The sequence below is a fragment of the uncultured Piscinibacter sp. genome, from assembly GCF_937952055.1.
Lineage (GTDB): Bacteria > Pseudomonadota > Gammaproteobacteria > Burkholderiales > Burkholderiaceae_C > Piscinibacter.
In genome coordinates this window covers 1-22,169 of record NZ_CALFYO010000022.1, presented here as the reverse complement: position 1 = coordinate 22,169, position 22,169 = coordinate 1, and the positions used below count along the sequence as shown (strand labels likewise).

Sequence of the window (22,169 nt, the reverse complement as noted above, 5' to 3'; positions counted from 1 at the left end):
GCCCCTTCGTGGTTGTCACAGGTCTGTCACGGGCGCGAGTGTAGCGTCCGCCCCACCGGGCCCTTCCCGGTCAGCCGCGAAAGATGAAGTACACCGCGCCGACCAGGCACAGCCCGGCCCAGACATAGTCCAGCCTGAACGGCTGGTGCATGAAGAACATCGCGAAGGGCACGAAGACCGCCAGAGTGATGACCTCCTGCAAGATTTTCAGCTGCGCCAGCGAGATGCCACCGGCGAAACCGATGCGATTGGCCGGCACCTGCAGCAGGTATTCGAACAGCGCAATGCCCCAGCTGATCAGCGCGGCGGCGTACCAGGGCCTGTCGGCGAGGTTCTTCAGGTGGCCGTACCAGGCGAAAGTCATGAAGACGTTCGAGGCCACCAGCAGCGATATGGTCTGCAGCGGCACCGGCATGCTGTTCATGGCGGCAGCTTCTCGATGCGTTGATCGGCCACACCGGCGAGCAGCGAAGCCACGGCGCCGCGGCCCGGAATCACCCGGTCGGGCGCCAGTTCGGCCAGTGGTCGCAGGACGAAGGCGCGCCGGTCGGCACGCGGGTGCGGCAGCGTGAGCTCGGGGGAGTCGAGCACGAGGTCGCCATGCAGCAACAGATCGAGGTCGAGTGTGCGCGGTGCGTTGCGGTACGGACGCTCGCGGCCGTGCGCGCCCTCGATGGCCTGCAGCTGCCGCAGCAGGTCGAGCGGGGCGAGCGAGGTGCGCAGCTCGGCGACCGCGTTGAGGTAGTCCGGCCCGCTCGAGTCGACCGGCGCGCTGCGGTAGAACGACGAGCGCCGCAGCAATTGCGTGCGGGGCAGCGCCGCCAGCGCGTCGAAGGCCGCTTCCAGCGCCGCCCGCGCATCCCCCAGGTTCGCGCCGAGGCCGACGTAGGCCAGGCTGGCCACGACGCCCGCTCAGTCGGCCGGGGGCACCGAGGGCCCGCCGTCGCCGCCTTCCCTGCTCGTGCCCGAGCCGCCGGCAGGCTTGCGCCGCCGCCGTCGCTTCTTCTTCGACAGTTCGCCCGCTTCGCCGGGACCGGAAGCGCGGCGCGCGGCGTCGCGCTCGCGACCTTGCTCGAGCAGCGCCTCTCGCTCCTCGTCGCTGCCGAGCGAGAAGTCCTCCCACCACTCGGCAAGTTCGGCATCGACTTCGCCGGCATCGGCGCGCAGGCGAAGGAAGTCGAATCCGGCACGGAAGCGCGGCTGCTCCACCAGCGTCAGCGGTACGCGGCCGACGCGCCGCTCGAAGCGCGGCTGCATCATCCAGATCTCGCGCATGTCGGCTGCCAGCTTGCCGCGGCCGGAGATGTCGCCGATGCGCGCGTCGAAAGCGGCATCGATCGCCTGCTGCAGCGCCGGAAAGGCGGGTTCGCCCTTCGCCCTGATCTTCCGCCAGCGGTCCTGCACGTCGTGCCACAGCATGCAGGCGAGCATGAAACTCGGCGCCACCGGCTTGCCCTCGCCGACGCGGCGATCGGTGTCGGCCAGCGCAAGCTGCACGAACTTCTCGCGCCCGTCGTGGCGGTGCGCCTCGTCGAGGGCGACGTCGAGCACGGGAAACACGCCGCGGTGCAGGCCTTGCTTGCGCAGTTCCTCGATGCTGGCCAGTGCATGGCCAGTCTGCAGCAGCTTGATCATCTCGTCGAAGGTGCGCGAAGCCGGCACGTTGTCGAGCAGCGCGGCCAAGTCCCGGATCGGTGCGCGCGTCTTCGGCTCGATCTCGAAGCCCAGCTTGGCGGCGAAGCGCACCACCCGGATGATGCGCACCGGGTCCTCGCGGTAGCGCGTGACCGGGTCGCCGATCATGCGCAGCAGCTTCTTCTTTGCGTCCTTGATGCCGCCGTGGTAATCGACCACCACCTCGCGCGTCGGGTCGTAGTACATGGCGTTGACGGTGAAGTCGCGCCGCGCGGCGTCCTCGATCTGCGGGCCCCAGACGTTGTCGCGCAGCACGCGGCCGCTGGCGTCGACCACGCTGGTCTTGCCGGCGAGGTCGCCCTTTGAGGTCTTCTCGTTGCCGGCCACCTGCTCGGCGGCGGCGGCGTCGATCAGGGCGCGGAAGGTCGAGACCTCGATCACCTCGTGGTCACGCCCGCGACCGTACACCACGTGCACGATGCGGAAGCGCCGGCCGATGATGAACGCGCGGCGGAACAGCGCCTTGACCTGCTCGGGCGTGGCGTTGGTGGCCACGTCGAAGTCCTTCGGGCGCAGGCCGAGCAGCAGGTCGCGCACCGCGCCGCCGACGATGTAGGCCTCGTGGCCCGCCTCGGCCAGCGTCTTGACGACCTTGATCGCACGTTCGTCGACCAGTGACAGGTCGATGCCGTGCTCTTCCTTCGGCACCTCGACGCGCCTGCCCAGCGCAGCGCCGGAACTCGCCTTGGACGACTTGCCCAGCAGCTTGTCGATGAGTTTCTTGATCATTCTTCGAAGAGTCTCAGGATGCGCCAGCCGCGCTCGCGCGCCACGGCTTCCAGCGTCGGCGACGGGTTGGTGGCCACGGGGTCGGTGGCCCGCTCGAGCAGCGGCAGGTCGTTGGGCGAGTCGCTGTAGACGCTGATGCGCTCGAAGTCGCCCCAGTCCTGGCCCGACTCGGCGAGCCACTGCCCCACCCGCACGACCTTTCCGTCTCGGTAGCTCGGCGTGCCGGCGATGCGGCCCGTGATGGTACCGCCTGGGCCTTGCTCCAGCCGGACGGCGATCAGCGCCTCGATGCCGAAGGCGCGCGCGATCGGGCCGGTGACGAAGTCGTTGGTGGCCGTGACCAGGGCAACCTTGTCGCCCAGCGCCTGGTGTTCGCGCACCAGCGCCAGCGCCTGCGGTCGCAGCGCCGGCTCGACCACCTCGCGCATGAACCGGGCATGGGCGGCGGCCGCTTCGGCCGGCCCGTGGCGGCGCAACGGCTCGGTGGCGAAGGCGATATAGGCATGGATGTCCAGCGCGCCCGCCTTGTACTGGGCGTAGAACTCGTCGTTGCGCTGCCGGAACGCGACCTCGTCGACCCAGCCGAGCCGGATCACGAACTCGCCCCAGGCGTGGTCGGAGTCCAGCGGAATCAGCGTCTCGTCGAGGTCGAACAGCGTCAGGTTCACGGCGCGCCCTCCTCGGCGAGCATCTGCTTGAGCATGGGCACGGTGATGGCGCGTTTGTGGGCCAGCGAGAAGCGGTCGAGCCGCTCGAGCTGCGCCATCAGCGGCTTCAGATTGCGCTCGAAGCGCGTCAGCAGGTAGTCCATCACCTCGTCGGAAAGGAACACGCCACGCCGGTCGGCCTCGCGGCGCAGCGCCGCGCGCATCTCGGGCTCGGCCAGCGGCTGCAGTGCGAAGACGTGACCCCAGCCGAGTCGGGTGCGCAGGTCCTCGCGCAAGGGCAGGTCCACTGGCGGCAGCCGGCCTGCCGCGGCGATCGGGATGCCGTGGGTGGTGGCATCGACGAAGAGCGCGAAGGCGGCATGTTGCCTCGCCTCGTCGAGCAGGTCGCTGTCGTCGATGACGATGAGTGACCAGGCCTCGTCCAGCAACCAGGGAAGTGCGCTGCCCGGCTCGAACCAGCCGCTGCGCTGACCCTGCGCATGGGCACGGCGCACCAGCGCGCGCAGAAGGTGTGTCTTGCCGGTGCCGCTCGCGCCCCAGAGGTAGGTGACCGGCGCCCCGGCGACGGCGCCCTGCGCCAGGTGAGCCAGTGCGGCGGCGTTCGGGCCGGGCACGAAGCGCTCGAAACTCTGCTCGGGTCCCTCGCCGATCGCGCCTATGGCCAGCGGCAGCTGCTTCATCCGCGGTACAAGGGACTGGCGAGGTAGGCGGTGCGCAGGCGCCGCACGGCCACGACGAGCAGCGCGCTGACCGGCAGCGCGATCAGCACACCGACGAAGCCGAACAGATGGCCGAAGGCGAGCAGCGCGAAGATCACCATCAGCGGATTCATGCCGATGCGCTCGCCCACCAACTGCGGCGTCAGCCAGAGGCTCTCCACCAGCTGGCCGATGCCGTACACCACCGCCACGGCGATCACGCCGTACCAGCTGGCGAACTGCAGCACGCCGGCGAGCAGCGCCAGCACCAGGCCGAGACCGAAGCCGAGGTAGGGAATGAAGATCGCCAGGCCGGTGAAGACGCCCACCGGCAGCGCCAGGTCGAAGCGGAACAGCGCCAGGCCGATGCTGTAGAAGGCCGCGAGGATGAGCATCACCAGCATCTGACCGCGCAGGTACTGGCCGAGCACCGCGTCGCACTCGTCGAGGAAGCCGACCACGCGCTCGCGCATGCGCGGCGGGACCATGCCCTGGGTGCGCTCGACCAGTTGCGGCCAGTCGATGAGCAGATAGAACAGCACCACCGGCACCAGCACCATGTTGCCGATCACCGCCAGCACGATGCTGCCGCCGATGCGCGCCGAGCTGAGCGCGGCAGCCAATCCGTCCTCCAGGTTGGCGTCGAGGTACTTCAGCACGAAAGCCTTGATGCCGGCGATGTCCAGCGAGACGTGGATGCCGAACTGCGCCAGCCAGGGCGAGAGGTTGCGATTCAGCTTGTCGGCCAGCAGCGGGATCTGCTCGCGCAGCAGCGGCAGTTCCTTCGAGATGATCGGCACGATGAGCAGCAGCACGGCCAGCACGGCGACGATGAAGAGCACCTCGACCGCCAGCACCGCCAGCAGCCGCGGCACACGCCGGGCGGCAAGGCGCTCCACGGCCGGATGCAGTGCGTAGGCCAGCACTGCGCCGACGATGAAGGGCGTGAGCACCGGCGCGAGCAGCCACAGCAGCAGCGTGGCGGACAGCGCCATCGCGGCCCAGGCCAGGCTGCGTCGTTGAGCAGGGGTGAGGTTCATGCGGCCGCGCATTCTACGTGGCGCCCCTGCCGGGCAGCCCAAGCAGCGAAGCGCGCCGCGGCCGCCTCAGTGCAGGCGCGGCGTGCCCTGCTGGCGCAGTTCCGCCAGCCGCGCCGAGATCGCCTGGCGGTCCTGCGCATCGCTGGCGTGCTCCAGGTAGTCGGCGAGGTCGCCGACCGCGGCGCTGTTCAGCCCGAGTTCTGCATAGGTCAGACCGCGGTCACGGCGCTCCTCCCAGGCCTGCGGCAGCAGCAGCACCAGGCGATTGAGCACTGCCAGCAGGCGCGGCCAGTCTTCGGCGCTGCGATGGATCTCCTTCAGGTTTCGCAACATGCGGGCGATCACGTCGCGCGGCAGAGCCGATTGCAGGAACAGCCCCAGCGGCGCGTCGAATTCGCCGGTGAGCCCGCGGCTGCGCTTGTAAGGGGCAAGCAGTTCGTCGAGTTCCTCGCGCGACAGCGACTGGCCGGTGAACGGATCGATCACCACCTCGCCCTGAGACATCTTCAGCTTGACCAGGAAGTGCCCGGGGAACGACACGCCGCGCGCCGTCAGGCCGACCTGCGTGGCCAGCTCGATGTAGATCACCGCTAGCGTGATCGGGATGCCGCGCCGCGTGGCCAGCACGCGGTGCAGGTAGCTGTTGGACGGGTCGTAGTAGTCGTTGACGTTGCCGGCGAAGCCCAGCTCGTGGAAGAAGAAGCGGTTCAGCCAGCGCAGTTTCTGCAACGGCACGGCGTCGGCCGGGATGCGCCGGCGCAGCCGGTCCGCCAGGGCGTCGAGTTCGGCCAGCACTGACTGCGTGTCGAGCTCGGGGAACTCGTCCTGCGCGATCGCGACCGCCGCCTCGACCAATGGCAAGCTGGCGTCGTCGGCCACCAGCGTCGCGAAGTAGTCGAGCGCGCTCGGCGCCTCGAAATGCAGCGGACCGGCCATGCAGGCAGTTTAGCCGCGGCGGATGAATTGGCGTAGCTTCAGCCCGGTGGCCAGCAGGCAGGCGAAATACAGCAGCATAGCCGCGGCGATGCAGCCGGCCAGCGCTGCGACACGCGTCCAGGGCTGCGCGCGCAGGCCGATCCAGTCGATCGACTGCGCAGCCCAGACGAGCAGCGCGCCCATCAGCGCGTTGGCCAGCAGCACGCGCAGCGCGAACGGCAGCCAGCCCGGCTCGGGCGTGTACAGCTCGGCGCGGCGCAGGCCGACGAACAGCCAGCCGGCGTTGATCAGCGCTCCCAGGCCGATCGACAGCGCCAGCCCGGCATGGCCCAGCCAGGGCACGAAGGCAAGGTTCATCAGCTGCGTGAGCACCAGCACGACGATGGCGATGCGCACCGGCGTGCGGATGTCCTGGCGGGCATAGAAGCCCGGCGCGAGGATCTTCACGCCGATCAGGCCGAGCAGGCCGACGCCGTAGCCCATCAGCGCGCTGGCGGTGCGCTCGACGTCGCGCGGCGTGATCGCACCGTAGTGGTAGAGCACCGACACCAGCGCTTTGGGGAACACCAGCAGCGCCACAGCGCAGGGCAGCGCCAGCATGAGCACCAGCCGCAGCCCCCAGTCGAGCAGGCCGGAATAGCGCTGCGCCTCGCCGGTCGCCTGCGCGGCAGACAGCTGTGGCAGCAGCACCACGCCCAGCGCCACGCCGAGCAGTGCGGTGGGGAACTCCATCAGCCGGTCGGCATAGGTGAGCCAGGACACCGCGCCCACCCCCTGGTGCGAGGCGATCTGGGTGTTGATCAGCAACGACAGTTGCGCCACCGACACGCCCAGCAGTGCAGGCGCCATCTGCTTGAGCACGCGCAGCACACCCGGGTGGTGGAAGGCCTCGCGCAAGGCCCTCGGTCCCAGGCCGACGCGCGGCAGGCAACCGATGCGCGCCAGCGCCGGGATCTGCAGCCCCAGTTGCAGCACGCCCCCTGCCATCACCCCCAGTGCCAGGGCATAGATCGGCTCGATGCCGTGTCGGCGCAGCACCGGCGTCAGCAGCCAGGCGGCGGCGATCACGGCGACGTTCAGCAGCACCGGTGTCGCCGCCGGCAGCGCGAATCGCTTCCACGTGTTGAGGATTCCCGCCGCGAAGGCGACCATCGACATGAAACCGATGTAGGGGAACATCCAGCGCGTCATCACCACCGCGGCGTCGAACTGCTCCAGCCCGGAAGCAATCAACCAGATGACCACCGGCGAGGCCACGATCCCGAGTGCGCAGGTCACCAGCAGGGCCCAGAACAGCACCGTGGCCACGGCGTCGATGAGGCGGCGTGTCACCTCGTCGCCCTCGCGCGCGCGGGTCTCCGCGAGGATGGGCACGAAGGCCTGCGAGAAGGCGCCTTCCGCGAACAGCCGGCGCAGCAGGTTCGGGATGCGGAACGCTACCTGGAAGGCGTCCATGAAGCCGCTGGCGCCGAAGATGGCGGCCACGATGGCTTCGCGGGCCAGGCCGGTGATGCGCGACGCCAGCGTGAACAGCGATACGGTGGAGGCGGCCCGCAGCAGGTTCATGAGGAGGGGCGGATTATAGGCAGCGTCATATCCTGCTATACTCACGGTTTTTGCCCCACCCAGGACAGAAGCTACAGCATGGCCACCTCTTCCAAAGCCAAGAAGACCGTCCGCATCGCGTCGGGACGCAAGCGCGTCCGCCAGGACGTCAAGCTCAACGCCGCCAACACCGCGCTGCGCTCGAAGTTCCGCACCGTCATCAAGAACGTCCAGAAGGCCGTGCTCGCCGGCGACAAGGCCAAGGCGACCGAAGTCTTCCAGGCTGCCCAGAGCGTGATCGACTCCGTCGCGGACAAGGGCCTGTTCCACAAGAACAAGGCTGCCCGCCACAAGAGCCGCCTGTCGGCCAAGGTCAAGGCGCTCGCCGCCGCCTGATTTCGATTCCTGGGGTGGTACCGAAGGGCCTGCGCTGCAGGCCCTTCGTCATTTCTGCCCCGTCTTCTTCCCGCCCGGCTCCGGCAGCAGGCAGGCTTCGCTGGTCTGCAACTGGTTGTCGCGGGCGAAGTTCATGACGAAGTCCCAGGCCATCGGCTCAATGTCGCGCAGCGCTTCGTTGACGATCACGCATTTCACGCCATTGATGACGCGTGGCACGCAGTAGGGCGAGTAGCCGATGTAGGCGCCGATTCCTGAGTGCACCCCGTCGGGGCGGAAGCAGGCCATCGCGCCGGCCAGTCGCTCGGCCCAGTCGCTCGGGCGGAAGGTCCTGCCCTCGAGGGTCACACCCTGGATGAAGATTTCGCGAAGTTGGGGGGCGGTCATGGGAGCGAAAGGGTGCCCGGGGGCCCTGCCACCAGGGCGGCTCGATCCAGAGCAGCGGCCGATCGGCAGCCGCCATTGTGCCGCGCTCTTGCTGCGCCGCAGCAAGTTGGATGCCGGAGTCGAATGCGCCCATGGGCAGTTGTCGGCGCCTCAGGGGGCGACCCTTAGAATCCGCGCTCGCCTTTGGCGCTGGAGAACGCGATGAATGCCCCGGAAAAAGTGCCCGCGAGTCCCGAACCGCACGTGATGAACACCTACGGCCGCCTGCCGATCGCGCTGTCGCATGGCCAAGGCTGCTGGGTCTGGGACACCGAGGGCAAGAAGTACCTCGACGGCCTGGGCGGCATCGCGGTGAACACCCTGGGGCACGCCCACCCCAAGCTGGTGCCGGCGCTGCAGGAGCAGGTCGCCAAGCTGATCCACAGCTCGAACTACTACCACGTGCCGCTGCAGGAACAACTCGCCGCCAGGCTGTGCGACCTGTCCGGGCTGAGCAAGGTGTTCTTCTGCAGCACCGGGCTGGAGGCCAACGAAGCGGCGATCAAGATCGCGCGCAAGTTCGGCCACGACAAGGGCGTTGATCGCCCGGAGATCGTCGTCTACGAGAAGGCCTTCCATGGCCGCTCGATCGCCACGCTGTCCGCCACCGGCAATCCCAAGGTGCAGGCCGGCTTCGGCCCGCTCGTGGAAGGGTTCCCGCGCGTACCGCTGAACGACGTCGAGGCGCTCGAGTCACTGGCCGCGACGAACCCGAACATCGTCGCCGTCTTCATGGAGGTGATCCAGGGCGAAGGCGGCATCAACCCGGCCACCGTCGATTACCTGCGCGCGGTGCGCAAGCTCTGCGACGAAAAGGGCTGGCTGCTCATGCTCGACGAGGTGCAGTGCGGCATCGGCCGCACCGGCAAGTGGTTCGCCCACCAGTGGGCCGGCATCCGGCCCGACGTGATGCCTCTGGCCAAGGGCCTGGGGTCTGGCGTGCCGGTGGGCGCGGTGGTGTGCGGCCCGCGCGCGGCCGACGTGCTCGGCCCGGGCAACCACGGCACCACCTTCGGTGGCAACCCCCTGGCCATGCGTGCCGGCGTCGAGACGCTGCGCATCATGGAAGAGGAAGGGCTGCTGGCCAATGCCGAGAAGGTCGGTGCCGCACTCAAGGCCGGACTGCAGCGCGAACTCGCGGGGGTGCAGGGCGTCACCGAGATCCGTGGCCAGGGCCTGATGCTCGGCATCGAACTGGCTCGACCCTGCGGCGAGCTGCTGGGCCGCGCCGCGCAGGCCGGGCTGATGCTCAGTGTCACGGCCGACAAGGTGATCCGCCTCGTGCCGCCGCTGATCCTTTCGGAGGCGGAGGCCGCGCAGATCGTCGCCCTCCTCGTGCCGCTGATCAAGGCCTTCCTGGCCGAGCCGGCGAAGTGAGTCCCATGAAGCCCGGCATGAGCCTGATGAAGCACTACCTGCAGTTCAAGGACCTGCGCGCCGAGGAATACGCCTACCTCTTCGAGCGCACCGCGATCATCAAGAAGCGCTTCAAGAACTACGAGAAGTACCAGCCGCTGGCCGACCGCACGCTGGCGATGATCTTCGAGAAGGCCAGCACGCGCACGCGCGTCAGCTTCGAGGCCGGCATGTACCAGATGGGCGGCTCGGTGGTGCACCTGACCACCGGCGACAGCCAGCTCGGCCGGGCCGAGCCGATCGAGGACAGCGCGCGCGTGATCAGCCGCATGGTCGACCTGGTGATGATCCGCACCTACGAGCACAGCAAGCTCGAGCGCTTCGCGGCGCATTCGCGGGTGCCGGTGATCAACGGCCTCACCAACGAATACCACCCCTGCCAGATCCTCGCCGACATCTTCACCTTCATCGAGCAGCGCGGCGGCATCCAGGGCAAGGTGGTGGCCTGGGTCGGCGACGGCAACAACATGGCCAACACCTGGCTGCAGGCGGCCGACACCCTCGGCTTCACCTTGCACGTCAGCACACCTTCCGGCTACGAGATCGACGCGCAGGTCGCCGGCGTCTCCAACCCGGACTGCCTGAAGACCTTCAAGCGCCCGGTGGATGCCTGTCGCGGCGCCCACCTCGTCACCACCGACGTGTGGACCAGCATGGGCTACGAGGCGGAGAACGAGGCGCGCATGAAGGCCTTCGCCGACTGGTGCGTGGACCGCCCGATGATGGCGGCCGCGCAGCCCGACGCCCTCTTCATGCACTGCCTGCCGGCGCACCGCGGCGAGGAGGTCGAGGCCGAGGTCATCGACGGGCCGCAGTCGGTGGTCTGGGACGAGGCCGAGAACCGCATGCACGTGCAGAAGGCGCTGATGGAGTACCTGCTGCTCGGCCGCATCGGCTGAACGATGCTCCTCGCGCTGATCACCGACCTGCACGCCAACCGCGAGTCGGTCGGTGCGGTGATGGACCATGCGAAGTCGCAGGGCGCGCTGCGCTATGCCTTTCTCGGCGACTTCGTCGGCTACGGGGCCGACCCGGGCTGGGTGGTCGACCTGGTGCGCGAGCACGTGGCGCGCGGCGCCATCGCCGTGATGGGCAACCACGACGCCGCCGTCGTGCAGGGCGCACTGCCGACCATGATCCCCGAGGCGCGCCAGGTGGTGGAATGGACGCGCGAGCGGCTCGACCCCGAGCAGCTCGCCTTCCTCGCCACGCTGCCGATGTCGGTCAGCGACGGCGAGCGGCTGTTCGTGCACGCCAATGCCTTCGCGCCGAAGGAGTGGGCCTACGTGCTCGGCCGCACGGAGGCGGTCCGCAGCCTGCAGGCCACGTCGGCGCGCTTCACCTTCTGCGGCCACGTGCACGATCCCAAGCTGTTCCACCTGACGGCCACAGGCAAGATCGGCGACTTCGTGCCGAGCGCCGGCATGCCGATCCCGCTGTCCGAGCAGCGCCGCTGGCTGGTCATCCCGGGTTCGGCCGGCCAGCCGCGCGACGGCAATCCGGCGGCCTGCTACGCCACCTTCGACACCGTGACCGCCACCCTCACCTACTTTCGCGTGCCCTACGACACCGAGGCGGCGGGCGCGAAGATCCGAGCTGCGGGGCTGCCGCAGCGCCTGGCCCGGCGGCTCGAACATGGCGAATGACGACGGCCACACCGCGCACCGGCTCGACGCCGGCCAGGTGATCGACGGTTTCCGGCTCGAGGAGCACCTGCACCGCGGCGGCATGGCCCACCTCTGGCGCGTCAGCCGCATCGATGCGGTCGATGACCCGCCGCTGATCATGAAGGTGCCGCGCATCAAGGGCGGCGACGATCCGGCGACCATCGTCGGATTCGAGGTCGAGCAGATGATCATGCCGGCGCTGGCGGGCGCGCACGTGCCGCGCTTCGTCGCCAAGGGCGACTTCACGCGCCAGCCCTACATCGTGATGGAGATGATCCCCGGCCACTCGCTGCGCGCGCGCTTCGACGCCTCGCCCTTGCCGCTGGACGAAGTGGTGGCGGTGGGCGTGAAGGTGGCCACCGCGCTGCACGACCTGCACCGCCAGCATGTCGTGCACCTCGACGTGAAGCCGAGCAACATCATGTTCAGGCCGACCGGCGAGGCGGTGCTGATCGACTTCGGCCTGTCCCGCCATGACCGGCTGCCCGACCTGCTCGACGAGGAGTTCGAGCTGCCGATGGGCACCGGCCCGTACATGTCGCCGGAGCAGGTGCAGTTCGTGCGCAACGATCCGCGCAGCGACCTGTTCGCGCTCGGTGTGCTGCTGTACCACCTGGCCACCGGCGCGCGGCCGTTCGGCAACCCGAACAGCGTGCGGGGGCTGCGCCAGCGACTGTTCCGCGACCCGGAGCCACCGCGCTCGCTGCGCGCCGAGGTGCCGCCCTGGCTGCAGGAGATCATCCTGCGCTGCCTCGAGGTGCAACCCGGCCAGCGCCACCAGAGCGCTGCACAGCTTGCGTTCGAGCTGCAGAACCCCGACCAGGTCACCCTGACCGAACGCGCGCTGCGCAGCGCACGCAGCGGTGGCGTCACGACGCTGAGACGCTGGCTCTCGGCCATCGGCAGCGAACCGGAAGGCGCCGCCAGCGCCGCCGAACAGGCCGAGCGCAGCCCCATCCTGCTCGCCGCGGTCGACGTGGCCGGCGCCACGCCGGCGCTGCTGCAGGCGGTGCGCCACACGGCGCTGCGACTGCTGCAGACCGAGCCCGGCGCGCGCCTGGCCTGCCTGACGGTGATGAAGACCCACCGCATTGCCACCGACGAGTACCTCGAACCCGACGGCAGCAGCAAGCATGTCAAGTTGCTGGTGCAGTTGAAGCACTGGGCCCATCCGCTGCTGCGCGCGCTCGACCCGCAGCGTGAACTGCAGGCCGGCAGGGTGACCTACCACGTGCTGGAGGCGCCGGACGCCGCCGACGCGATCGTCGAGTACGCACGCAAGAACCACGTCGACCATGTCGTGATGGGCGCGCGCAGCAGCGGCGGATTGCGGCGTTACCTCGGCAGCGTGTCGGCGCAAGTGGTCGCGGAGTGCGACTGCACCGTCACCGTCGTGCGCGCCAGCGCGGAGGACTGATGCCGGACAACGCCTGCACGCGCTGCGGCGCCTGCTGCGCGGGGTACCGCGTCGACTTCGCGCGCGCGGAACTGGCCAGCAGGGGCGGCCCGGTGCCGGACGGCCTGACGGTCGAGGTCAACGACCATACCTGCCGCATGCGCGGCACCGACCACGCCGCGCCGCGCTGTGCCGCACTCGTCGGGACGATCGGCGTGCAGGCGCAGTGCGGCATCTACGAGTGGCGACCCTCGCCCTGCCGCGAGTTCGGCCTGCGAGCCCCGCTGGGCCAGGGCGACGAGGCCTGCACCCGTGCCCGCGCGCGCCACGGGCTGCCGCCGCTGTCCGCCTGAGGCCGGGTGCCGGCGCCGGGCTCACTCGGCAGGCGCCGCGGGCAGCGGCCGGCGCCAGGCTTCGGTCCACTCGGCCAGCAGCGTGTCCCCCGGCTGGCCCTCGCGCACCTGCAGGCCATGCTGCAGTTCGCGGCTGGACGCGTACCAGCCGGGACCGCAGTCTTCGACCTCGTCGGCTCCCGGCCGCATCATGCAGAAGCGGCGCAGGAAGCGTTCCTCGGCCGCCCGGTGGCGGCACAGGTCGGCGATGCGGGTGATGAAGCGGGCCATCGGGTCCTCCAGCAGGCGGGTTGCGCTGGAAGCCAGTCTCGCGAGGCCCGGCCGCGTCGACCATCGCCCTTGCGCGTCACCCGGCGGCAGGCCCCCCAGCCCGTCCCCCGGGCGGGGGGACGGCGTCAGGGCGCGACGGGGATCACGCTCACCGCCACGTCCATCGCCTGCGTGCCACCGCCGAGGATGACACCGCGCAGCGGCACCACGTCGGCAAAATCGGCGCCCCAGGCGAGCGTGATGTAGCGCTGGTCGGCGAGCTGGTCGTTGGTGGGGTCGAACTCCACCCAGCCGTGGCGCGGCGACCAGGCCGCCACCCAGGCGTGGGACGCGTCCACCCCCATCAGGCGGGGCTTCCCGGGCGGAGGCTCGGTGAGCAGATAGCCCGACACGTAGCGCGCCGCCAGGCCGTGGCCGCGCAGCGCGGCGAGCATCAGGTGGGCGAAGTCCTGGCACACGCCGCGCCGCTGCTGCAGCACATCGTCGACCGAGGTGCTGACGCTGGTCGCGCCGGCTTCGAATTCGAAGTCGGCATGGATGCCGTGCATCAGGCCGGTCACCGCCTCCAGCCAGTCGCGGCCGGGCGAGAGCTCCGCCGACGCGTAGCAGCGGGCAGCGTCGGACAGCGGCAGCAGCGCGGTGGGTTCGGTGAGCCGGGCAGCGTCCAGGTCGGCTGGCGCACCGGGGCGGCGCAGCAGTTCGGCCACCGTCTCCCACGGCTGAGCGTCGCCCGCCACCAGCTGCGTCCGCGCCCCCACCTCCACCTCGGCATGCATGAGCACGCGCAAGCGGCGGTGCGCGCCGTGAATGCCGAAGTGGGTGACGGTGTTGCCGTGGGCGTCCGGCCCGTCGTGGCGCTCGTCGGGGCGCGGGTCGATGTCGATCGCGTGGGTGAGCAGCTTCTGCCACGGCAAGGCGCGCGGCGTCAACCGGGCGCGCTGCCAGGACTGCGAGACCGGCGCGTCGTAGGCGTAGCGCGTCTCGTGCTCGACGCGGTAGCGGATGGCCTTCACGTCCGCCCCTGCGCTGGCAGATGCGCCGTCCGTCCCGCCGCGGCAGCGCGGGCCGGCTCGCGAGCGGGCCGGCGCCCCAGCCGCAGTGCCGAACTGCTGGCGCCGGCACTCATGCGACGAGCGACAGCACCGAGCGCGACGCCGCGTGCGAGAAGAACTTCAGCGTCAGCTCGTCGGACACGCCGCCGGCGATGCGCTGCAGCTGGTCGAGCAGCTCGGCCAGCGCCTCGCTCTCCGGATGCAGCTCGGCCGGCGTCAGAGCGGCCAGCGCCGCCTGGCCGGGCGCCACCACGTCGCTGGCGAAGCGGCCGTGCACCGTCTCCAGCTTGGCGACGTATTCCGCCAGCCCCTTGAGCTGGAAGGCCAGCGAGCGCGGCACCAGCTCGTCACGCACCAGCAGGTCGAGCACCGGCAGCCACTCCGGCTGGACCAGGTAGCGCGAGCGATAGGTCACCGCGGAGTCGGCCCATTCCAGCAGCCACTGCAGGCCCTGGTCGCGGCCCTCGCGCGTGGCCACCTGCAGCGCCGTGGCGAGGTTCCACAGGCGCTCGATGCGCCGTCCCATCGACAGGAAGCGCCAGCCGGTACCACGCGTCATGCCGTCGAGCACGAAGCCCGACAGCGTGACCATCGCCGTCACCGCGCGGTCCAGCCAGGCCAGCGCGAGCGGCAGGCGCATGGCCGTGGACGACGCATTGCGCTGGAACACCGGGTCGCCGATGAGCTGGTTGATGGTGCGCCAGTGGTCGGCCGACATGCGGTCGCGCAGCGTGAAGGCCACGCGCGAAACCTGGCGCAGCCGCTCGGCGAGCGCACCGTCCGGATGCGTGGCAGCGCGCAGCAGCGCGATGGCGGGCTCGTCGTCGGCGTCGATCAGCCCGAGGCGCTCGCACAGCGCCAGCGCGGCCGAACCGCCATCGACCTCGGTGTCGTCGAGCTGCGCCTCGATGGCCACGCGCAGCAGCCGCACCGCGGTGTCGGCACGCTCGCCGTAGCGCCCGAACCAGAACAGGTTCTCCGCCGTGCGCGACGGCAGATTGGCTCGCGAGCTGACCAGTTCGGCCGGCGTCACCGTGCTGGTGAGCAGCGAGAAGGAGGCATTGACCGGCGCGTCCGACAGCACCCACGTGTCCTTCGAGCGGCCGCCGCGCTGCATGGCGACGACGCGCGGCTCCTCGTCGCCGGCCACGCGCGTCAGGCCGCCGGGCATGAGTCGATAGCCGTCGGGCGTGGCCACGGCGAAGACGCGCAGACCGACGGTGCGCGCCGCCAGCGTCTCGCGGCCATGCGCGCTGCGCTCCAGCACCGGCGCCTGCGAGACGTGCACCCACTCCTGCGCCACGTAGCGCTGCGGCCGCACTGCGACGCGCGCCTTCAGTCTGGCGCGTGCGGCCGCATCGAGGTCGGCCCCGAACACCGAGGGCTCGCGCGACGAGCGTTCGATCGGCTTGATCAGCACCTGGTCGAGCCGCTTCCAGGCGTCCTCGAAGGCCGCCGGCTCGCCCAGCCACCAAGTGGCCACCGAGGGCAGCTTGAGAGGCTCACCGAGCAGCTGCTCGCACAGCGCCGGCAGGTAGCCGAGCAGCGCCCCCGACTCCAGCACCCCCGAGCCCAGCGAATTGGCGAGGAGGACGGTGCCGCGCCGCGCGCATTCGGTGAGGCCGGCCACACCGAGCGCGGAATCGGAGCGCAACTCGAGCGGGTCGCAGTAGTCGTCGTCCTGGCGACGCAGCAGCGCGTGCACGCGCTGCAGGCCCTCGACCGTCTTCATCCACACGCAGCCCTCGCGCACGGTGAGGTCGCTGCCCTCGACCAGCGCCACGCCGAGGTAGCGCGCCAGCAGCGCATGCTCGAAGTAGGTCTCGTTGTAGGGGCCGGGAGTGAGCAGCGCGATCAGCGGCACGCCGTCGCCCGGGCCGCCGCGCGGTGCCCAGCGCAGCAGCGAGTCCTTCAGCGCGGCGAAGAAGGAGGCCAGGTGCTGCACGCGCAGTTCGCGGAACATCTGCGGGAAGACGCGCGAGACGACCAGCCGGTTCTCCAGCGCGTAGCCGGCGCCCGAGGGCGCCTGGGTGCGGTCGCCCACCACCCACCAGCGCCCGTCGGGCGAGCGCGCCAGGTCGGCGGCGTAATGGAACAGGTGCACGCCGCCCGACGGCCGGATGCCCTGCGCCGGCGACAGGTAGCCCGCGTGACCGAACACCACCGCCGGCGGCACGGTGCCGCGTCGCAGCAGTTCCTGCTCGCCGTACAGGTCGGCAAGCACGCGGTTGAGCAGTTCGGCGCGCTGCGTCACGCCCTCCTCGATCGCCTGCCACTCGGGCGCGGACAGCAGCAGCGGCAGCGGATCGACCGCCCAGGGGCGGTCCATGCCCTGCGGATCGGCATAGACGTTGTAGGTGATGCCGTTCTCGCGCACCTCGCGCTCGATCAGCGTTAGCGTGTCCGACAGGCTGCCGGCGCCGCGCGCGGCCAGCGCGTGCAGGAAGGGGCCCCAGTGCGGCCGCGGCTGGTGCGGCGCCGCCAGCAGCTCGTCGTAACGGCCGCTGCGGGCAGCGTAGCCGGCGAGCAGGGACTTCAGCAGCATCGAGGATGTCGAGATCGGGTCCTCAGGATTGTCGCCGCAGGTCCAGCGTGAACGGGAAGTTCGGATTCCTCTCTTCGCGGGGGATGCGCATCTCGCCCGGCGTGTGACCGAGACGGAAGAAGCGCGCCAGCCGCCGCGCCTCGGCTTCGTAGGCGTTGACCGGGAAGGTGCTGTAGTTGCGCCCGCCCGGGTGCGACACGTGGTACTGGCAGCCGCCCATCGATCGACTCATCCAGCCGTCGACCAGGTCGAAGGTCAGCGGCGCGTGCACGCCGATCGTCGGGTGCAGCGACGAGGCCGCATTCCAGGCGCGGTAGCGCACCGCGCCGACGAATTCGCCGACGCGGCCGGTCGGCTGCAGCGGCACCGTGCGGCCGTTGCAGGTGAGCAGATGGCGGTCGCCGACCAGCCCGGTGACGCGCAGCTGCAGCCGCTCGACCGAGGAGTCGACGAAACGCACCGTGCCGCCCGCCGCCCCCTCCTCGCCCATCACGTGCCAGGGCTCGAGTGCCAGGCGCAGCTCGACGTCGACGCCGCGCGCGCCGAACTCGCCCAGGCGCGGAAAGCGGAAGTTCAGGTGCGGCGCGAACCAGTCGGCCTTCATCGCATAGCCGAAGTCGTTGAGCTCCTCGACCACGTCGCACAGGTCTTCCCACACGAAGTGCGGCAGCATGAAGCGGTCGTGCAGCTCGGTGCCCCAGCGCTTCAGCCGGCTGGGCCGGTAGGGGTGCTGCCAGAAGCGCGAGATCAGCGAGCGCATCAGCAGCTGCTGCGTCAGGCTCATGCGCGCATGCGGCGGCATCTCGAAGGCGCGCATCTCCAGCAGGCCGAGCCGCCCGGTCGGCCCATCGGGGGAGTACAGCTTGTCGATGCAGAACTCGGCGCGGTGCGTGTTGCCGGTGACGTCGATGAGCAGGTTGCGCAGCAGGCGGTCGATCATCCACGGCGGACAGGCCGTGGGACCGAGTGCGGACTGGCGCTGCAACTCGGCGAAGGCGATTTCGATCTCGTAGACCGAGTCGTTGCGCGCCTCGTCGATGCGCGGCGCCTGGCTGGTCGGGCCGATGAACAGGCCCGAGAACAGGTAGCTGAGCGCCGGGTGGTTGTGCCAGTAGGCGATCATGCTGGCCAGCAGGTCGGGCCGGCGCAGGAAGGGCGAGTCGGCCACGGTCGCACCGCCGAGCACGAAGTGGTTGCCGCCGCCGGTGCCGGTGTGGCGGCCGTCGAGCATGAACTTCTCCGTCGACAGCCGCGTCTCGTGGGCCGCCTGGTAGAGGTGCGTGGTCTGCTCGACCAGTTCCTCCCAGCTGTGTGCCGGATGGATGTTGACTTCGATGACGCCCGGGTCCGGCGTCACGCGCAGCGTCGACAGGCGCGGATCACGCGGCGGCTCGTAGCCCTCCAGGATCAGCGGCAGCTTCATCTCCAGCGCCGTGTCCTCCACCGCGGCGACCAGCTCGAGGTAGTCCTCCAGCGCCGAGGTCGGCGGCATGAAGACGTACAGCCTTCCGCCCCGCGGCTCGGCGCACAGGGCCGTGCGCGTGATCCAGCCGGCCGACTCGAAGCGCTGCGGCGTGCGCAGTTCCGGCGCCGGGCTCGACGCAGCAGGCCCTTCGTCGAGCTGGCCGAAGCCGCTGTGGCGCAGCGCGGCGCGCGAGCGATCGGCGAAGCTGCCTGCCGGCGCGGCGCTGGCACCAGGCGCGGGCTCGCCGAACTGGCTCGGGAAGCGCAGCCTCTGGTAAGGCGGCAATGCCGCGAAGGGCTGGGTCGGGTCGGGGGTGCGCACCCAGGGCATGTCCGTGTCCGACGCCCAGGGCTGCGAGTCCAGCGGCAGCCGGTAGCCCATCGCCGAGTCGCCCGGGATCAGGTAGCAGCGCTCGCTGCGCAGGAACCAGGGCCCGCTCTGCCAGCGCGCCGGCCCGCCCGCATGCCGGGCCACCGGAAGCACGTGGCCCACCACCTTGTCCAGGCCCTGGCTGAACACCTTGCGCAGGCGTTCGCGCTCCAGCGGATCCGCCAGCCGCGCATCGAAGGGATCGACGTTGCCGGGCAGCTTGCGCTCGCGCCACAGGTAGTACCAGGTGTCCTCGTAGGCGGGGAAGACGTACTTCGTATCCAGCGCCAGGCGCTTGGCCACGCCCTTGAGGAACAGACGCGCCTGCACGTCGGTGACACCGTAGTCCTTGTGCTCGTCGGCGAACAGCTCCGGATGCGTCCACGCAGGCTCGCGGTCCTTGCGCCAGAACAGGTTCAGGCTCCAGCGCGGCAGCTGTTCGCCGGGGTACCACTTGCCCTGGCCGTAGTGCAGCAGGCCGCCCTCGCCGTACTTGGCGCGCAGCCGCTCCATCAGGTCGGCGGAGAGCAGCCGCTTGGTGGGCCCCAGCGCCTCGGTGTTCCACTCGGCGCCGTCGCGGTCGTCGACCGAGACGAAGGTCGGCTCGCCGCCCTGCGTGAGGCGCACGTCGTTGCGACGCAAGTCCTCGTCGACGCGGTGGCCGAGCGCCTCGATCTCGGTCCACTGTTCGTCGCTGTAGGGCAGCGTGACACGCGGCGCCTCCCAGACGCGCGAGACCTTCATGTGGTGCTCGAACTCGGTCTCGCACTCGTCGATCAGGCCGGTGACCGGCGCGGCCGAGCCGGGGTCGGGCGAACAGGCCAGCGGGATGTGGCCTTCGCCGGCGAGCAGCCCGGAGGTCGGATCCAGGCCGATCCAGCCCGCGCCGGGCAGGTAGACCTCGCACCAGGCGTGCAGGTCGGTGAAGTCGACCTCGGTGCCGCTGGGACCGTCGAGCGACTTGACGTCGCTCTTCAGCTGGATCAGGTAGCCCGACACGAAACGCGCCGCGAAGCCGAGGTGGCGCAGGATCTGCACCAGCAGCCAGCCCGAGTCGCGGCAGGAGCCGCTCGCGTTGACCAGCGTCTGCTCGGGCGTCTGCACGCCGGGCTCCATGCGGATCAGGTAGGCGATGTCCTTCTGCAGCTTCTGGTTCAGCTCGACCAGGAAGTTGGTCGTCTGCTTCTTCTCGCGCGGGATGCTCGCCAGGTAGTCCGCGAAGGCCGGTGTCAGCTCGCCCTTCAGCCGGTAGGGCGCGAGCTCGTGGGCGAGCGAGGGGTCGTACTCGAACGGGAAGTGCTCGGCCGAGGGCTCGAGGAAGAAGTCGAAAGGGTTGAGCACCGACATCTCGGCGACCAGGTCGACCTCGATGCGGAAGCTCGTCGTCTTGTCCGGGAAGACCAGCCGCGCGAGGTAGTTCGATTGCGGGTCCTGCTGCCAGTTGACGAAGTGGGTGGCCGGTTCGACGCGCATCGAGTAGCTCAGGATGCGCGTGCGCGAATGCGGCGCCGGCCGCAGGCGGACGACCTGCGGCCCGAGGTGGACGGGCCGGTCGTACCGGTAGTGGGTCACGTGATTGAGCGCGACGTGGATGGACATTCAGGGCTCCAGGATGATCTTCTCGACGGCTTGGCTCACCAGCACGCGCACACGCATCGATTCGTCGCCACCGCCCTCGCGCACGCCGCGCACCGGCGCGCAGGCCGCGTAGTCGGGACCGACGGCCAGCCGCACGTGGCGCTCGTCCATCAGGCTGAGGTGGGTGACGTCGACGCTCAGCCAGCGCCGCTCGGCGAGGTCGAGGCAGACGTCGGCCCAGGCATGGCTGGCCAGTTCGGGCGCCTTCGGCGAATGGAAATAGCCGCTCACGTAGCGCGCCGGCAGCCTGGCGGCGCGGCAGGCGGCGATGAACACGTGCGCCTGGTCCTGGCAGACACCCTGGCCCAGCGCGAGCGCCTGCTGCGCGTTGGTGCTGACGTCGGTCGCACCGGCGCGGTAGGCGATCCGTTCGCGCACCGCTGCAGCCAGTCGCAGCAGCGAAGCCTCGTTGACCGATTCCTGCAGGAACATGCGTCCGAGCTCGGCGAGCGAGGCATTCGGAGCGGTGAGCGGCGTGGCGCGCAGGTACAGCGCCGGGTGCGGCGCGGAGGGATCGTCGATCAGCCAGGGCGACGGCCTGGTCGTCACGGTGCCATGCGCCTGCACGCTGCCGCAATAGACGTGCCGGCCACCGCGGGCGCGCGCCATGCTCCAGCTGTGCGACAGGTTGCCAAAGCCATCGCGCTGCGCGTAGAGCCGGCCCGGCGCGCTGAGCTGCCACTCCATCACCTCCTGATGCGCGTTGGCCTGCGGCGTCAGGCACAGTTGCTGGAGCGCGTATTGCAGCGGCGCGCTGTACTCGTAGTGCGTCTCGTGGCGAATGCTGAGTTTCATCGCTCAGCGCGCCCTCATTGAACGGGCACGAGGAAGTCGCGGCTGATGCCCACGCCGATGGTGTTCACGCGGTCGAGGAACTGCGTCAGGAAGGCGTGCAGGCCGGTGGCGAGGATCTCGTCGATGCGGCCGTACTGCAGGTCGGCGCGCAGCCGGCCGGCCTGGCGCAGCGTCTCGCCCGACTGCTCGTTGGCCACCATCTTCAGGTTGCCCACGACTTCGTGCATGCAGGCCGCCAGCGAGCGCGGCATGTCCGGGCGCAGGATGAGCAACTCGGCCACCTTCTCCGGCAGGATCACGTTGCGGTAGGCCTTGCGGTAGACCTCGAAGCCGGAGACGGAACGCAGTATCGCCGACCAGTGGTAGAAATCGAACTCGACGTCCTTGGCGGCACCCTGCCCCTGCGCCTGCGCGGCGCCGAAGAACTCGCTGTCCACGGCGTGGAACTTCACGTCGAGCAGGCGCGCGGTGTTGTCGGCGCGCTCGAGAAAGCTGCCGATGCGCAGGAAGTGGAAGGCCTCGTCCTGCAGCATCGTGCCCACGGTGACGCCACGCGACAGGTGCGAGCGGAACTTCACCCACTCGAACAGCGCGCTCGGGTCGCGCTGGAAGTCGCTGCCGACGACCATGCGCTGGAACTCCAGCCAGGTCTGATTTTGCGTCTCCCAGACCTCGGTGGTCAGCGTGCCGCGAACGGCCCGGGCGTTCTCGCGCGCCGCCATCAGGCAGGAGCGGATGCTCGACGGGTTCTGCGCGTCGGACACCATGTACTGCATGACGTTGCGGGCGTCGACGGCACCCCCATAGCGCCTGGCGAAGTCGCCGCTGAGCTCGGAGATGCCCAGCAGGCCCTTCCAGCCCTTCTCCGCGGCGTCGGCCGATTGCGGCAGCAGCGAGGTCTGGTAGTTGACGTCGAGCATGCGCGCGGTGTTCTCTGCCCGCTCCATGTAGCGGGACATCCAGAACAGGTGGTCGGCGGTACGGGACAGCATGTTCAGGACTCCTTCACGCCTCGAGCACCCAGGTGTCCTTGGTGCCGCCGCCCTGCGACGAATTGACCACCAGCGAGC

General features: G+C 70.0%; 21 protein-coding genes. 6 read left to right on the top strand and 15 right to left on the bottom strand.

The window, feature by feature from the left end; genetic code table 11:
- Positions 1 to 70: 70 nt before the first annotated feature.
- From Q0599_RS18920 to murJ, 8 genes are all read right to left on the bottom strand, one after another.
- On the bottom strand, positions 71 to 424 hold the full coding sequence (locus Q0599_RS18920; RefSeq protein ID WP_298832883.1) for a DMT family protein: 354 nt from the start codon (positions 422 to 424) through the stop codon (positions 71 to 73).
- Entirely contained in the window at positions 421 to 903 is a 483-nt protein-coding gene (gene folK, locus Q0599_RS18915) for a 2-amino-4-hydroxy-6-hydroxymethyldihydropteridine diphosphokinase (RefSeq protein WP_298832880.1), read from the bottom strand. The genes Q0599_RS18920 and folK overlap by 4 nt, the downstream gene beginning before the upstream one ends.
- A 9-nt stretch (positions 904 to 912) precedes the next feature.
- Positions 913 to 2,424, bottom strand: coding sequence for a polynucleotide adenylyltransferase PcnB (pcnB, locus tag Q0599_RS18910; RefSeq protein ID WP_298832878.1), 1,512 nt, complete (start codon positions 2,422 to 2,424; stop codon positions 913 to 915).
- The gene (locus Q0599_RS18905; protein WP_298832876.1) at positions 2,421 to 3,092 is read right to left on the bottom strand and encodes an HAD family phosphatase; all 672 of its coding nucleotides are present in this window, start codon (positions 3,090 to 3,092) and stop codon (positions 2,421 to 2,423) included. The genes pcnB and Q0599_RS18905 overlap by 4 nt, the downstream gene beginning before the upstream one ends.
- Complete coding sequence (hda, locus tag Q0599_RS18900) at positions 3,089 to 3,772, bottom strand: DnaA regulatory inactivator Hda (RefSeq protein WP_298832873.1); 684 nt, start codon at positions 3,770 to 3,772, stop codon at positions 3,089 to 3,091. Before hda ends, Q0599_RS18905 begins: the two co-directional genes overlap by 4 nt.
- Positions 3,769 to 4,830 carry an AI-2E family transporter gene (locus tag Q0599_RS18895; RefSeq protein WP_298832871.1) on the bottom strand — a complete coding sequence of 354 codons (1,062 nt, stop codon included), beginning with the start codon at positions 4,828 to 4,830 and terminating at the stop codon, positions 3,769 to 3,771. Before Q0599_RS18895 ends, hda begins: the two co-directional genes overlap by 4 nt.
- A gap of 66 nt (positions 4,831 to 4,896) precedes the next feature.
- Complete coding sequence (locus Q0599_RS18890; protein ID WP_298832869.1) at positions 4,897 to 5,766, bottom strand: tetratricopeptide repeat protein; 870 nt, start codon at positions 5,764 to 5,766, stop codon at positions 4,897 to 4,899.
- A gap of 9 nt (positions 5,767 to 5,775) precedes the next feature.
- Entirely contained in the window at positions 5,776 to 7,332 is a 1,557-nt protein-coding gene (gene murJ, locus Q0599_RS18885; protein WP_298832867.1) for a murein biosynthesis integral membrane protein MurJ, read from the bottom strand.
- A gap of 78 nt (positions 7,333 to 7,410) precedes the next feature.
- Between murJ and rpsT the strand changes: the two genes are divergently transcribed.
- The gene (gene rpsT / locus Q0599_RS18880) at positions 7,411 to 7,707 is read left to right on the top strand and encodes a 30S ribosomal protein S20 (protein WP_298832864.1); all 297 of its coding nucleotides are present in this window, start codon (positions 7,411 to 7,413) and stop codon (positions 7,705 to 7,707) included.
- 48 nt (positions 7,708 to 7,755) lie between these two features.
- Here rpsT and Q0599_RS18875 read toward each other — a convergent pair whose 3' ends face one another.
- Positions 7,756 to 8,094 (bottom strand): DUF3579 domain-containing protein, encoded by a 339-nt coding sequence (locus tag Q0599_RS18875; RefSeq protein WP_298832861.1) that lies wholly within the window; start codon positions 8,092 to 8,094, stop codon positions 7,756 to 7,758.
- A 201-nt stretch (positions 8,095 to 8,295) separates the two neighbouring features.
- On the opposite strand from Q0599_RS18875, the gene Q0599_RS18870 reads away from it, so the two are divergent.
- From Q0599_RS18870 to Q0599_RS18850, 5 genes are read left to right on the top strand one after another with little or no spacing between them, the layout of a single operon-like run.
- Complete coding sequence (locus Q0599_RS18870; RefSeq protein ID WP_298832858.1) at positions 8,296 to 9,510, top strand: aspartate aminotransferase family protein; 1,215 nt, start codon at positions 8,296 to 8,298, stop codon at positions 9,508 to 9,510.
- Positions 9,511 to 9,515: 5 nt separating this feature from the next.
- Positions 9,516 to 10,448, top strand: coding sequence for an ornithine carbamoyltransferase (gene argF, locus Q0599_RS18865; RefSeq protein WP_298832855.1), 933 nt, complete (start codon positions 9,516 to 9,518; stop codon positions 10,446 to 10,448).
- A gap of 3 nt (positions 10,449 to 10,451) precedes the next feature.
- Positions 10,452 to 11,195: a metallophosphoesterase family protein gene (locus tag Q0599_RS18860; RefSeq protein WP_298832853.1), complete on the top strand. Its 744-nt coding sequence runs from the start codon at positions 10,452 to 10,454 to the stop codon at positions 11,193 to 11,195.
- A complete protein-coding gene (locus tag Q0599_RS18855) occupies positions 11,185 to 12,633 on the top strand; it encodes a bifunctional serine/threonine-protein kinase/universal stress protein (RefSeq protein WP_298832850.1) in 1,449 nt (482 codons plus the stop codon). The genes Q0599_RS18860 and Q0599_RS18855 overlap by 11 nt, the downstream gene beginning before the upstream one ends.
- Positions 12,633 to 12,965 carry a YkgJ family cysteine cluster protein gene (locus tag Q0599_RS18850; RefSeq protein WP_298832847.1) on the top strand — a complete coding sequence of 111 codons (333 nt, stop codon included), beginning with the start codon at positions 12,633 to 12,635 and terminating at the stop codon, positions 12,963 to 12,965. The genes Q0599_RS18855 and Q0599_RS18850 overlap by 1 nt, the downstream gene beginning before the upstream one ends.
- A gap of 21 nt (positions 12,966 to 12,986) precedes the next feature.
- On the opposite strand, the gene Q0599_RS18845 is transcribed toward Q0599_RS18850, so the two are convergent.
- The 6 genes from Q0599_RS18845 to Q0599_RS18820 all read right to left on the bottom strand — a co-directional run bounded on the left by Q0599_RS18845 (position 12,987) and on the right by Q0599_RS18820 (position 22,091).
- Positions 12,987 to 13,235 (bottom strand): hypothetical protein, encoded by a 249-nt coding sequence (locus tag Q0599_RS18845; protein ID WP_298832844.1) that lies wholly within the window; start codon positions 13,233 to 13,235, stop codon positions 12,987 to 12,989.
- A 125-nt stretch (positions 13,236 to 13,360) separates the two neighbouring features.
- A complete protein-coding gene (locus tag Q0599_RS18840) occupies positions 13,361 to 14,248 on the bottom strand; it encodes a transglutaminase family protein (RefSeq protein ID WP_298832841.1) in 888 nt (295 codons plus the stop codon).
- Positions 14,249 to 14,357: 109 nt separating this feature from the next.
- The gene (locus Q0599_RS18835) at positions 14,358 to 16,832 is read right to left on the bottom strand and encodes a circularly permuted type 2 ATP-grasp protein (RefSeq protein WP_298832838.1); all 2,475 of its coding nucleotides are present in this window, start codon (positions 16,830 to 16,832) and stop codon (positions 14,358 to 14,360) included.
- Positions 16,833 to 16,854: 22 nt separating this feature from the next.
- The gene (locus Q0599_RS18830) at positions 16,855 to 20,265 is read right to left on the bottom strand and encodes a DUF2126 domain-containing protein (protein WP_298832835.1); all 3,411 of its coding nucleotides are present in this window, start codon (positions 20,263 to 20,265) and stop codon (positions 16,855 to 16,857) included.
- Positions 20,266 to 21,099 carry a transglutaminase family protein gene (locus Q0599_RS18825; protein WP_298832832.1) on the bottom strand — a complete coding sequence of 278 codons (834 nt, stop codon included), beginning with the start codon at positions 21,097 to 21,099 and terminating at the stop codon, positions 20,266 to 20,268.
- Between the two features lie 14 nt (positions 21,100 to 21,113).
- On the bottom strand, positions 21,114 to 22,091 hold the full coding sequence (locus Q0599_RS18820) for an alpha-E domain-containing protein (protein ID WP_298832829.1): 978 nt from the start codon (positions 22,089 to 22,091) through the stop codon (positions 21,114 to 21,116).
- Between the last annotated feature and the right edge of the window lie 78 nt (positions 22,092 to 22,169).